The organism is Polaribacter sp. R2A056_3_33 (assembly GCF_019278485.1).
Classification (GTDB): domain Bacteria; phylum Bacteroidota; class Bacteroidia; order Flavobacteriales; family Flavobacteriaceae; genus Polaribacter.
Map to the genome: position 1 here is coordinate 1324102 of NZ_CP058984.1, position 14484 is coordinate 1338585.

Consider the following 14484-nt stretch of genomic DNA (forward strand, 5'->3'; position numbering starts at 1 on the left):
GCCATAAAAAAAGCATCAAATTTCTTTGATGCTTTTTACTTCTATTTATACGTGATATAAAAATTTACTTATTTTTCTAAATGTTTTGCGGCTATAACCTCTAATTCATCATACCAATCCTGTCCAAATTTCCTTATCAAGGCTTGCTTTACAAACTTGTAAATAGGTACTTGTAATTCTTTTCCTAAAGAACAGGCATCATCACAAATTTCCCATTTATCATAATTTACAGCAGAAAACTCACTGTATTCTTTTATTCTGATAGGATATAAATGACAAGAAACTGGTTTTTTCCAATCTATTTCTCCTTGGTTATACGCTTCTTCTATTGCACAAAGTGCTGTCTTTTTTTCATCAAAAATAACATAAGCACAATCGGCACCATTAATTAAAGGAGTTTCTAATTCTCCCCACTCACTGGTAACCCAAGTACCTTGTTCTTCAATAACAGCAATTCCTTCTTTTCTTAAAAAAGGTTTTACTTTAGGATATATTCTTTCTAAAATTTTGGTTTCTTCCTCATCTAAAGGAGCTCCGGCGTCACCATCTACACAGCAGGCGCCTTTACAAGCAGATAAATTGCAAACAAAATCTTTTTCGATAATATCTTCTGAAACTATAGTTTTTCCAAGTTGAAACATATCGCAAAAATAGTGTTATTTTTTTCTATAACTTTGCGTTTTCCTAAACTAAGTTATCTAATTTTACAAAAAAATATAAAAAATTATGAATTTTAATTTTAAAGAAGCTTTTACAGCCTTTATGGTTTTGTTTGCAGTTATAGATGTTATTGGTAACATCCCTATTATTATAGATTTAAGAAAGAAAGCAGGCCATATCCAATCAGAAAAAGCAGCTATTATTGCAGGTGTAATTATGATTGTTTTTTTGTTTTTAGGACAAAGTTTACTAAAACTAATTGGTATTGACGTACATTCATTTGCCGTTGCAGGTGCTTTTATACTTTTTTTTATTGCTTTAGAAATGATTTTAGGAATTACGCTTTACAAAGACAATGAAGATGATGTAAATGCAATTACGGCTTCTGTATTTCCATTAGCTTTTCCTTTAATTGCTGGTCCAGGAAGTTTAACAACCTTACTTTCTTTAAGATCTGAGTTTTTTTTAGAAAATATTATAATTGCAGTATTAGCAAATATTATTTTAATTTACATTGTCTTAAAAACCTCTTCTAGAATAGAGCGCATGATTGGCCCTATTGGAATTCAAATAATTAGAAAAATATTTGGTGTAATTTTATTAGCTATTTCTGTAAAATTATTTGCAGCAAATATTAAAGTTCTATTTGTATAAATGAATTTTGATGTTTTAATTATTGGTGGTGGAGCTTCTGCACTGCAATGTGCATTGGTATTAGGTTCTGCAAAAGACAAAGCTTTTGCAGCTGGTAAAACTATTGGAATTATCAGCCATCAGAGAGCTTCTCACCTGCAAGATGCCTTATTTAATAATGTATTAGGCATACCTGCTAAAACTTTAGGGAAAGACATATTACTTGAAGGTAAAAAACAGCTTTCTACCTTATACCCTCATGTACAACAAATAGAAAGTGAAAAAGTTATCTCTATTTTAACTGCAGAAAATGGATATCAAATAACAACCAACTATACTATCCATTTTACTAAGGTTGCAATTCTTGCTTTAAATTACTCTAAACCTTTTACAATAGAAGGGCTAGACTCTTTTATAGAACCTCATCAAGGAGCTAATCCAGTAAAAGATAGAATTCAACTTAAAAATAAAAATCACCTTATAAAAGACGGTTTATACTGTTGTGGCACCATCTCTGGTTGCAGAAGTCAATTTGCAATTGCTGCAGGAAGTGGCGCAAGTGTTGCTACAGATATTCTTACAATTTGGAACAATAATACACCCACCAAAGTACATGACAAAGTATGATGGAAATCATATTTTAAAGCCCTTTAAATTATTAATTTTATAATAGAAAATCGAATTTAAAAGAATTTGATAATCTAGAAAGCTATTTTTAAATAACGAAGTTAAAATTATACATTTTTAAAGGATTTCAAAATGGACATTAAAAAAAACCCAAAACAACAGTTAGAAAATTACAGTAAAATTTTCTTACAAATAGGGTTAGTATTAGCCTTATTTATTACTTATACTTTAATTGAGCACAAAACTTATGAAAGGAATGACCTAAAAAGCTTAGGACAAGCAAACATGATTGATGATATGAAAGAAGATATTCCTATCATTGAAATGCAAGAAGTAATACCTCCACCAAAAAACACACCTCCACCTATTGTAGAGCAAATTACAGTAGTAGAAGATGAAAAGGAAATTGAAGAAACAGTAATTGAATCTACAGAAACAGACGAAACAGTAGGTGTAGTTGTAAATACCGATGATATTGTTGAAATTGAAGAGGTAGAAGAAGTGGTAGAAGACATTCCTTTTGTATTAATAGAAAACGTGCCAGTTTACCCTGGTTGTAAAGGAAACAATAAAGCACTAAAAGACTGTTTTACAAAAAAAGTTACAGAATTTTTTGGTAAAAGATTTGATATTAATTTAGCATCTGAATTAGGCTTAGACCCAGGTAAAAAGAAATTGTTTGTAATTTTTACAATTAATAAAAAAGGGAAAATAGCAAATGTTAAAGCGAGAGGACCACACCCTCGATTAGAAAAAGAAGTAGTAGAAATTATTAATGCTTTACCTACAATGACTCCAGGTAAACAAAGAGGTAACCCTGTAGGTGTTAGCTACAGCATACCAATAACATTTGAAGTTAGAACATAAATAAAAAGAAAACCCAACTTTAAAGTTGGGTTTTCTTTTTTTACTCAAAATCGACACAGTAGCAGCAACCTATAAGATTTATAAGCAATCTCTTATGATTTGTATATCACCAAAACCTGCTTTTTTATACCTAATTATAAAAAATAAGAAATTCACCTATTGAACAACCTTACAATGTTATATATATTTGTAGTATAAAAACAAGTACATGGTTGATAATCAAATAAATTAAATCTTACTAAAAAAATATTTTATTAAAATATCTTCCCCCACTATTTTAATAATTCATTAATATATTAGTCCCCCAGTTATATTAATAAAAAAGCTAAACAACCCCCTTAAAGTTTAGCTTTTTGTTATTATAAAAACTTTGTAAAATCAATAATATCTTTTTTTGGAATTAAATTTTTTAAAGATTAGCAGCCTAATAGTTATGCTATCTTTATTGCCTCAACTAATTCATCAAAATCTTTAGCTTTATCAAAAAAAGCAAACGCTCCGTATTTAAAACACGTCTTTCTTAGCTCTGTACTTATAGAAAAAACAAAGACTTTAGTATCCTTTTTATCTTTCTGAAGCATTCTTAACAACTCTATCCCATTACCATCAGGCAACTTCAAATCGAGTATTATTACATCAAAATTAGTTTTGTTAAAAAAAGAAATTGCTTCATGTAAAGATTTTGTCAAGCAAATATCTCTTATACTATCAATTTGCTTAGCGGCATCAAAAATATTTCTACCTATAAAAGGGTTGTCTTCTACTATCAGTAAATTATGAAATGCTGCTTTCAATATAAGGTTGGGTATCTTAATTAAAAGGCAAGGTAAATAGTTTTTACAGATATTTTCATAAGCAAAGTGCTTATCATTTTAATTTAACAGCTATATGAAAAAGTATAGATCTATTAAATTCCCAATGAAGTTAATCCTTCTTGAATGGCATATTTTGTTAATTCAGGAATAGTGAATAAATCTAATTTTTTCATAATGTTATTTCGATGTACATCAACCGTTTTAGGACTTAAAAATAAGATTTCTCCTATTTCTTTAGAAGAACGCCCTTCTGCAATTAACTGTAATACTTCTTTCTCCCTAGAGCTTAATTGTGTCTTTTCTATTCCTTTAGGCTCTTTTAATACCAAAAGAAACTCTTGATTAATATCATTTGAAAGATATTTTTTATTATGCATTACAGTGCATATTGCTGTAATCAATTCATCTGAATCTCCATCTTTTAACAAGTAAGCAAAGGCACCAGCTTTAAACATACTCTGTATAAACTGCTTGCTAGAATGCATAGAAAGACCAATTATCTTTATTTCTGGATTGTTTTTATGAATCTGCCTTGTTGCCTCTATACCATTTAAACCAGGCATAGCAACATCCATAACAACAACGTTTGGCAAAAGTTTTGGACATATTTTTATAGCCTCTCTACCATCGGAAGCTTCCCCAATTATGTGCATATTAGACCTCTGCTCTATAATGTTTCTTAAACCATCTCTTAATAGCTTATGATCATCTACTAATACAATTTTAATATCTTTTAAATAACTCATTTAGATAAAGGTATAAAAATTTTAACAGTTGTACCCATATTTATTTTTGATTTTATTGCAAATTTCCCTTGAATATTTTTAATTCGTTCCTGAACCGTAAACAAACCAAAACCTGAACCTGAATGATTGTGAAGACTACTCAATATTGCTGTATTAAAACCAACACCATTATCTGTAATAAAAATATCTAACCCTAACTCATTCTTATCAAGGTCTAAAGTTATCAAAGATGCATCTGCATATTTTATAGCATTGGTTAACACTTCTTGTATGCTTCTATATAGTAAAATAGATTTTACTTCATCTAGATTAATATTATCTACATTAGTATTAACTACACAAGCAATCTTATGCGTAGCCTCTACATTATCAAACAACCAACTTAGCGCTTCAATAATACCTAATTGATATAATACCGGAGGAGAAAGTTCATACGTAATTTTTCGGCTATTTTCTAAAGCTTCAGAAATATGAGTTTCAATAAATTTTAAATCCTCGTCAATCAATTTTAATTGAGGTCTTTTTTTCAACTCATTAATTTTCATTTTTGAGATTACTAAAGACTGACTTAGATGATCATGTATGTTTGTTGCAATTTCTTTTTTCTGTTTTTCTTCTATTAACGTCATTTCTGTTGTTAATTTCTGAAGTGATGATTGGTATACTTCTATCTCTTGCTTCGCCAGTACCCATTGCGTAATATCTCTTGCTGATGAAATATAGGAATTAATCATATTATCTTTATAAACTGGAGAGGATAAAAACTCTAACCAAACGTAATGACCTTCTTTATGCAACACTCTACAACTAAATGCATCAGTATACATATTACTAGATGTTCTTTCAGACATTACTTTTAATAAAGGCTCAATATCTTCTTTATGAACAATGCCAAACACTTTTCTCCCTAAAAGCTCTGATTGCTCATAACCTAATAAGTTATGTATAGAAGGACTAATATATTTAAAGCTACTATCAACTTCATGCAAACAGATTAAATCATTAGAATTATCCGTTAATATACGGTACATCTCTTCTGCTTTCTCGATTTCACTTCTTGCCTCTTTTTGAGCTGTAATATCTTGATTGGTTCCTTTTAAACTAACTACCTCCTTATTTTCTCCGAATATAGGCTTACATATAGACCTTATAGTTTTTTCTACATTATTTGGTAAACAAATTCTAAACTCAATATCATAAGGTATTCCTTTAGTGTAAACTAAAGATGCTGCATTTTCAAAATAATCAAGATCATCTTTATGAATTCTATTTAAGATATCTACTTGCTCTGGTGTTGGTTTATTTAAATCAAAACCCCAAATACGAAACGTTTCATCAGACCATTCTGATTTTTTTGTTGAAAAGTCAAACGACCAACTACCAACTTGGGCTAACTCTTGTGCTTCTTTTAACCTATTTAAAGATTCTCTTTTTTCAGATTCAGCATCTTTTATATTTTGTATACTCTGTATACTAACAGGAACTGTTTTTTGCTGTTCCAAATTTAGAGGAATTGGAATTGAAATTAGGGCCGCAAACTCATCCCCTTTAAAAGTTTTATAATTTACTTCGGATGTAAATGTTTTCTCCTTATTCCATATTGAAATTATAAATTCGGCAAACACTTTATGCGCACCTGTACCAAATGTGTTTTCCATTTTTCCATCTAAAAACTCTTTTTCACTTTTTGCTTTAAAAAGTTTTACAGTAGCTTTATTCACTTTGTTTATGACTACTTTTTTAAGTATCGAAACAAAAACCTCAGGATGCTGCTCTAAATACACTCTAAAATCAAGAATTTTAAGCTTTTTAAGTTCTTCTAATTGTTTTATCACTCCAGATAAATCTCCATTCCAAACGGAAATCGTAGCGTTATCAAAGAGATTTCTATACCTTTCGGTTATTATCAAATTTTCGTGTTCTATTTGTTTTCTCTCGGTAATATCTTGAAAAACACCTCTTCTACCAATAACCTCTTTTTCCTCATTAAATAAAGGTTGAACTATCATTCTACCCCAAACCTCTTCTTTCTTTTTATTAATTAACCTAAGTTCAATATCATAAGGAATACCATGCTGCTCAAGATCTAAAGTCACTTGTTTCATCTTTTTTTGCGACTCTTTATCTAAAAAATTAATAATATCTTTTAATGGAGGCACTGGGTCTTTTGAATCCAATCCAAAAATATGAAATAGAAACTCAGACCAAACAAAAGTCCCCGTATCATTATCATATTCCAAATACCCTATTTTAGCCAAATTACTAGCCTCGTTCTTAGAATACTCACTTTTTTCTAACAATTCTAAAGAGGTTTGAATATTTTTCTTAGAAACCTCTAACTCAAACTGTGCTTTTTTAGACGCAGTAATATCTTGTAAAACTCCCCTTCTTCCTATTATTTCATTATGTTTATTATAAACAGGCTGACCAAAATTTCTTACCCAAACTTCTTCTTTATCATTGGTAACAAGCCTCAACTCACAATCTAAAGGAGTCCCATTTTTAATTAGTTCTTGAGTTGCTTTCGTATATTTCTCGACAGATTCATCATCAAAAATTGCAATAACATCTTCACGTGATGGAATCCCTTTTTTTATATCAAACCTTAAAATATCATAAACATAATCAGACCATATAAAAGTATCCGTTGCATTATCATATTCTTGGTAGCCTATTTTAGCTATTTCACTTGCTTTTCTCAAGGAATATTCCTTTTTCTCTAAAAGTTTTAGAGCATTTTCTATCTTTTCTTTAGATAGTTCTAATTCCTGTTGCGCTTCCTTAGAACCTGTAATATTCTGCAAAACACCTCTTTTACCAACAATTTCATTCTTTTCATTATAAACAGGTTGCGCTACATTCCTTAACCAAACCACTTCGTCTTTTATATTATTAAATTTCAACTCTAGATCGTAAGAAACACCTTTAGTAGTAAGTGCTGTAGTTGCTTGTACAAACTTTTCTTGCGATTCTATAGTCATACTTTCTAAAAACTCTACCTTTGATGGAATTCCATTTTTTGGATTTAATCCAAAAATATGATACACGTATTCAGACCACACAACAATATCTGTTAACAGGTCATGCTCCCAATACCCTATTTTAGCCACTTTACTAGCCTCCCCCATAGCAAACTTACTTTTTCTTGACAGTTCTAGGGAATTCTGAACATTTTCTTTAGAAATTTCTAGTTCTAGTTGAACATTTTTAGAAGCTGTAATATCTTGTAAAACACCTCTTCTTTTAATAATTTTATTTTGTTGATTGTAAACCGGTTCAACTGCAATTCTAATCCAAACTTCTTCCTTTCTTAGGTTTGTCAACTTCAACTCAATATCAAAAGAAATGCCCTCAGTATCGAGTTTTAAGCTAGCATCTCTCATTTTTTCATTAGATTCCTTATCAAAAAATTCTGCTATTTCTTTACGTGAGGGTACTGGTTGTTTTATATCAATTCCAAAAATATGATATGTATATTCCGACCAAGAAAAAGTTTCAGTTGCAATGTCATACTCTATATACCCTATTTTAGCCATTTTACTAGCTTCATTCTTAGAGAACTCACTACTTTCCAACAACTCTAAAGACCTCTGAATCTCATCTTTAGAAATTTCTAATTCTATTTGAGCATTTTTAGCGGCTGTAATATTATGTACTACACCTCTTCTTCCAATAATTTCATTTTTATCGTTATAAATAAGATGAACCACTTGTCTTACCCATAACTCTTTATTTTTTTTATTAATTAATTTCAATTCAATATCATAAAGAGTGCCTTTTAAACTAAGGTCTACAGTAGATTTTGCTAATTTTAACTGAGAATCTTTATCGTAGAAAGCAACCATATCCTTACGAGACGGAATACTTTCACTTGGGTCTAAACCATAAATTTCATACACATAATCAGACCAAACAAAAGCATCAGTTGCTATATCATACTCCCAATGTCCAATTTTAGCAATCCTGCTTGACTCAGTTAAAGAGTGATCTCTCTTTTCTAAAAGATGTAACGAAGATTGTATCTTTTCCTTAGACAATTCTAATTCAGCTTGTGCTTTTTTCCATTCAGAGATATTTTGCGACACACCTCTTCTGCCAATAATTTCATTTTGTTTATTATATATAGGCTTAGCAACATTTCTTACCCAAACTTCTTCTTTATTTTTATTAATTAATTTTAAAACAAGATTATAAGGTGTACCATGTGTATTCAGTTCTACAGTGGCTGCTAATAATTTATCTATCGACTCTTTATCACAAACCTTTACTACTTCTTCATATGGTGGAATTCCTTCATTAGGGTCTAATCCATAAATATGATAAATATAATCGGACCATGTATATGTATCTGTTGCTGCAATATAATCCCAATACCCTATTTTTGCCAAATTACTAGACTCATTTAAGGAGTAGTCCTTTTTTTCTAGTAACTCTAAAGAAATTTGAATCTTTTCATTAGAAAGCTCTAAGGCTAATTGGGCTTTTTTAGAAGTTGTAATATTCTGTAAAAGCCCCCTTCTTCCAATAACTTTATTTTGTTTATCGAATACAGGTTGCACTATATTGCGTACCCAAATTTCTTCCTTTTTTTTATTAGTTAACTTTAATTCAATATCATAAGGCGCTCCACTTGAATTCAACTCTAAATTTACTTGCACAATCTTTCTTTGAGATTCTTCATCAAAAAGTGCTACAATTTTTTCTCGTGGAGGAATTCCTTTTTTAGGATCAAATCCAAAAATTTCATAATGATAATCAGACCAGACAATATTAACCTGCTCGTTATTATACTCCCAATAACCAATTTTCGCCATTCTACTAACTTCATTCAAGGCATAATCCTTTTTCTCTAAAAGCTCTAGAGAAGATTGAATCTTTTCTTTTGAAAGTTTTTCTTCAAATTGGGCTTTTTTAAAGGCTGTAATATCCTGCATAATACCTATTCTACCTACAACTTCATTTTGTTGATTGTAAATAGATTGAGCTACAGTGCGCTCCCAAACAACTTCATTTTGTTTGTTGACAAACCTTAACTCTACATCACAAGAAACTCCTTTTACAGCAACATCTTTTAGAGCCTGTAGTATTTTTTCTTGTGATTCTTCATCGTATAGAGAGAGCAGTTCTTTTTTAGAAGGAATTCCATTTACGGGATCCATTCCATAAATAGTATACATATAATCAGACCAAGTAAAAGTATCTGTTTTAATATCATATTCCCAGTATCCTATTTTAGCAACTTTACTAGCTCCCTCTAAAGAGTGCTCCTTTTTTTCTAATTCTTCTAAAGAATCTTGAAGTTTCTTCTTTGATAACACTCTCTGCGTAATATCTCTAGCAGAGGTAACAAAGTAACTAATTTCACCTCCTTCATAAACAGCAGATGACAAAAACTCTAACCAAACAAAATGACCTTCTTTATGATGAACTCTAACAGGAACAGCTTCAGAAATAATACCTTTACTAATCAACTTGTTTGATACTACTTCGTTTAAAAACTTAAGATCTTCTTTATGAACAATACTAAAAACTTTTTTACCTACTAAATCTAATTGTTCGTAGCCTAATATATTTTTTATAGAGGGGCTAATATATTTAAAAGCACCATCTGGTTCTTGTAAAAAGATTAAATCATTTGAGTGATCAGTTAGTATACGATACATCTCTGTAGTTTCTTCAATTACTTTTTCTGCAGATTCAAATTTCTGCTTGTAAGTTAGTGGCTCAAAGACGTCTTTTATTTTAAAAACACCTGTTAACTGCTTGTTTAAATCAAAAAACCTTAAATAAAGATAAAGAAGTACACTATAAAAGACTGTAAAAATCCCTTTAGATATAAGTCCTGATATGATAATTGACTTTAAATTATCTATTCCCCAAAAATTAAGGGTTACAAAGAATAATGTATCAAAACTTACAACAATTAACATGGTAATACAAATGCGTAAGAATAAACATTCTACTCTTTTAGATATATATTCGAATAAAAGTATAATTAAAAAAGCATCTAAAAACAATACCACTGTACCAATAAATAATTCTCTTAAACTTATATCGAAAAGGTTTACAGATGCATTAAAAGTTCCTTGTATTGATGTATTGTTAAAATTTAAGTTTAATGCTTGTACAAGAATTGTCATTACTATATTTACTATAAACAGCGCATAAATTAGTTTTTTTGTTTCACTGGCATCTTCTTTTATATATACCATAAGTATTACAAAGAGAGATGCCGTAAAATAAACAACAGAGCCTGGAGAAACAAAGAAATTATCTGTAATTGAAACAGAAACCGTATTATATAAAAATAATTGTACAAATTGAAATAATCCTAGGCATGCAAACATGACTCCAATACCCAACTGCTTTCTAAGGTGAAATAAAAAAAGAATTACCAAAGCAACTAAAGTGCCCTGCATAAACAAATGGGCTATTTGACTATAATTCATAGTTATAGGGATAATTATATAGACATAATAAAATAAAAATATTTTCTATTTTATATACTACATTAAATATTTTAAGGACTAAGGTAAGTATATTTTTTTTTTACATATCAATATACAATGTTGATATTTAACTAATCACAAAATTTAAGAGTAATATATTACTTTTATCAAATAAAAAAACCCAGCTATAAGCTGGGTTTTTTTATTTGATAAAATATAAGAAAAATTACTCTACCGTAACCGATTTTGCTAAATTTCTTGGTTGATCTACATTCTTACCTAACATTACCGCAACGTGATAAGATAGTAATTGAAAAGGAATTGTAGTTAATAACGGTGTTAACGCTTCTTCTGTTTCAGGAATTTCTATAACATGATCTGCTATATCTCTAACCTGTGTATCTCCTTCTGTTACAATTGCAATAATTTTACCAGACCTCGATTTAATTTCTTGAATATTACTCACTACTTTTTCGTAATGACCTTTATTGGTTGCAATAACAAAAATTGGCATGTTCTCATCAATTAAAGCAATTGGACCATGTTTCATTTCTGCTGCAGGATATCCTTCTGCATGTATATAAGAAATTTCTTTTAATTTTAAAGCGCCTTCTAATGCTACCGGAAAGTTAAAACCTCTACCTAAATACAAACAGTTTTTTGCATCTTTATAAACATCAGCTATTTCTTTTACCTTTTCATCAATCTTTAAAAGTGCCTCTATTTTAGCCGGAATTAATTCCATTTTCTGCAAATACATTCTAAAAGCAGAGTCTGACATTGTTCCTTTTGCCTTTGCTAACTTTAAAGAAATTAATGTAAGTACCGTAATTTGAGTTGTAAATGCTTTTGTTGAAGCTACTCCAATTTCTGGACCAGCATGCGTATAAGCTCCTGCGTGTGTTTCTCTTGCAATAGAAGAACCTACTACATTACAAATACCAAATACAAAAGCTCCTTTAGATTTTGCTAATTTAATAGCTGCTAAGGTATCTGCAGTTTCTCCAGATTGAGAAATTGCAATAACCACATCATTTGGTGTAATTATAGGGTTTCTGTATCTAAACTCTGATGCGTATTCAACCTCAACAGGTATACGCGCCATATCTTCTATTAAATACTCACCAACTAAACCAGCATGCCAAGAAGTACCACAGGCAATAATTATAATTCTATGAGCATTTAAAAACTTATTTAAATTGTCATCTATTCCAGACATTTTAATAAGTCCTTCATTAGGTAACATTCTACCTCTATAAGTATCTATGATAGCCTTAGGTTGCTCATGAATTTCTTTTAACATAAAATGATCATAACCACCTTTTTCTATCTGATCTAAACTCAGTTTTAATTTCTGAATATTAGTATCAACCATAGAGTCGTCTTTAATCTTACGAACTTTTATGTCTTTACCAATTTTAACAACTGCTAGTTCTTCATCCTCTAAATAAATAGCATTCTTTGTATACTCTATAAATGGCGATGCATCAGAAGCAACAAAAAATTCACTATTATCTTTTCCTACTCCAATTGCAATAGGACTTCCTAAACGAGCAATAACTAACTCATTTGGTTTTGTTTTATCAAAAACAGCAATTGCGTAAGCACCTACAACACTTGTTAATGCTAGTTGAACAGCTTGCCCAAGCTTACAGCCTTCATTCTTTTTTACTTCTTCTATTAGGTTAACTAAAACCTCTGTATCTGTATCACTCTTAAAAACGTAGCCTCTAGATATTAGCTCTTTTTTTAAAGTATCGTAGTTTTCAATAATACCGTTGTGTACAATAACTAATTCACCAGACTGAGAAACATGTGGATGAGAATTTACATCATTTGGCACCCCATGAGTAGCCCAACGTGTATGGCCAATTCCTATATTTCCTTTTTTTCTTTTTTCGTCATTATCAGTTATAGCTTCTAAATCAGAAACTTTTCCTTTGGTTTTAGAAAGATGTATTTCTTTTCCATCATACATCATTATCCCAGAACTATCATACCCTCTGTACTCTAATCTTTTAAGTCCATTTACAACTATCGGGTAAGCATCCCTAAAGCCAATATAGCCAGTAATTCCACACATAAAATTTTCTTTTAGTTAGTTTTTTTTTAATCCTTTTTCTCTGAATATGAAATCTTTAACTCTACCTTTTTATCTTCATTTATAGCTTCATGATTATAAAGAGTTACTGCCTTCGGATTCCAATTATAATTCTTAAATATAGTATCTGTAACTGTTAGTAAGTCTGTAGCGTTAATTACTTTAAGCCTTAGTGTTGGAGAATAATTTGTTTCACCACTTAATAAGTCTGAAATATAATCTGTAATTCTAAAAGTGTACTTCTCTTTCTTTCCATTAGAGTCTCTTTGTAACAAACCTCCAAAAACAGCGGCTCCCTCAGAATAAACATCTTTTATTTGACTGTAAACAGGCGGTACATTTTCATCACTCTTGTACAAAAATAACTGATAAGGAACAGCTGTTGTATCTATAGATTGATTAATATAAAAGGTTAAAGAAGCATCATTTATCAACAGATTTCTAGCTCTTAATTCTTCTATTTTATCAGCAACTCCATTACCATCTGTATCTGCTCCAAAAAGGTTTATTTTAGCTTCACTTCCTGCCGCTCCTTGTAATACAATTTTATCTGAAGGATATACTTTATCATCCATCTTATAAGTACTTGCTCTTACACCAGATAGTAAAAAACTATCATTTTTGTAAATTGTATCTATAATAACTCCTCCAGCAACAACTGTGTTTGTATAATAAACTTCTAGTGATGGCTTAACCGTAGCATTAAAATTAAAAGAAACTAAAGATCCTTCGTCTCCTGTAGCTTCTAGAATAAGTCCTCTAAAATAGTCATTAAACGCAGCTTGAGAATCAAAATCTGATGATTCATATTTATCTAAGAATAATTCTTTAATTTTATCTTCTTTTAAAGGGATTGCTGCAAAAGGTACTGGTATTGTAGCAGATGTAGAATTAAAATATTTTATAGTATCTTGCTTAGCTACAGTTTCATCACTTAACCATCTTTTAACTACAATTGAGTCTGTTAAGCTCGGTAAAAATTTAAAATCTGAAGTAGCATTCAACTCAGTTACTTTTTTATCAAACACATCATTAGATTGATAACTATTCAATTTTGAAGGCTCTGTAGGATTTAATATACTTAAATAAGTACTGGTTTCATAAACATTTAAATTAAACGCTTTAGTTTGATCCCCTATAATTGAATCTAACTCATACGCTGTACCATCATTATTAAAAGTTACTTGATATGGTAATTTTACAAATGCAGTATCTATTGTAGTAACCACAATAGTATCAGAACCGTAAATATTGGCATCATCTATTACTTGTAAACCTGTACTTAAAGCTAGTTGAGAAACTATAGAAGCTTCTATTTTTTCGTAATCACCATTTGCACCAGTATGAACACCTAGTAGATATAAACCTGGCTCTGCAGAAATATTATCAGAAGTAACACTTGTAATAGGGCTATTTTCTATAACAATTCCTTTAACAGTTAAGGTATCTGTATCAAACTTTGTATTACTAATAATACTAGACTTAATATCTGTAAAATCTTTTTCACAAGAAATAACAGCTGTAAATACGAATACTAAAGCTACAATAAATGTGCTCTTCTCAAAAAATCTCCTCACTTTATAAAA

9 protein-coding genes are annotated in these 14484 nt (G+C 30.1%); 3 read left to right on the forward strand and 6 right to left on the reverse strand.

Translation table 11 applies throughout. The features are described 5' to 3' along the window. Window positions 1-68 precede the first annotated feature (68 nt). Window positions 69-641, reverse strand: a complete 573-nt coding sequence (locus H0I29_RS05585; RefSeq protein ID WP_165731597.1) for a DUF3109 family protein — start codon at window positions 639-641, stop codon at window positions 69-71. Window positions 642-726: 85 nt separating this feature from the next. Here H0I29_RS05585 and H0I29_RS05590 point away from each other — a divergent pair, with 85 nt between their 5' ends. The 3 genes from H0I29_RS05590 (at window position 727) to H0I29_RS05600 (ending at window position 2787) form a co-directional block, all read left to right on the forward strand. Next, window positions 727-1314: a MarC family protein gene (locus H0I29_RS05590; RefSeq protein ID WP_218731862.1), complete on the forward strand. Its 588-nt coding sequence runs from the start codon at window positions 727-729 to the stop codon at window positions 1312-1314. Next, window positions 1315-1920, forward strand: coding sequence for an NAD(P)/FAD-dependent oxidoreductase (locus tag H0I29_RS05595; protein WP_218754704.1), 606 nt, complete (start codon window positions 1315-1317; stop codon window positions 1918-1920). A 132-nt stretch (window positions 1921-2052) separates the two neighbouring features. Further along, window positions 2053-2787: an energy transducer TonB gene (locus H0I29_RS05600; RefSeq protein ID WP_218731864.1), complete on the forward strand. Its 735-nt coding sequence runs from the start codon at window positions 2053-2055 to the stop codon at window positions 2785-2787. Window positions 2788-3218: 431 nt separating this feature from the next. Here the strand turns inward: H0I29_RS05600 and H0I29_RS05605 are convergent, their stop codons facing one another. From H0I29_RS05605 to H0I29_RS05625, 5 genes are all read right to left on the reverse strand, one after another. After that, window positions 3219-3581, reverse strand: coding sequence for a response regulator (locus tag H0I29_RS05605; protein WP_218754705.1), 363 nt, complete (start codon window positions 3579-3581; stop codon window positions 3219-3221). 113 nt (window positions 3582-3694) lie between these two features. Beyond that, the gene (locus H0I29_RS05610; RefSeq protein WP_218754706.1) at window positions 3695-4348 is read right to left on the reverse strand and encodes a response regulator transcription factor; all 654 of its coding nucleotides are present in this window, start codon (window positions 4346-4348) and stop codon (window positions 3695-3697) included. Further along, the gene (locus tag H0I29_RS05615) at window positions 4345-10797 is read right to left on the reverse strand and encodes a PAS domain-containing protein (protein WP_218754707.1); all 6453 of its coding nucleotides are present in this window, start codon (window positions 10795-10797) and stop codon (window positions 4345-4347) included. Before H0I29_RS05615 ends, H0I29_RS05610 begins: the two co-directional genes overlap by 4 nt. A 226-nt stretch (window positions 10798-11023) precedes the next feature. Then, window positions 11024-12880, reverse strand: a complete 1857-nt coding sequence (gene glmS / locus H0I29_RS05620) for a glutamine--fructose-6-phosphate transaminase (isomerizing) (RefSeq protein WP_218754708.1) — start codon at window positions 12878-12880, stop codon at window positions 11024-11026. Window positions 12881-12906: 26 nt separating this feature from the next. Next, window positions 12907-14475 (reverse strand): DUF4270 family protein, encoded by a 1569-nt coding sequence (locus H0I29_RS05625; protein WP_218754709.1) that lies wholly within the window; start codon window positions 14473-14475, stop codon window positions 12907-12909. Window positions 14476-14484: the final 9 nt, after the last annotated feature.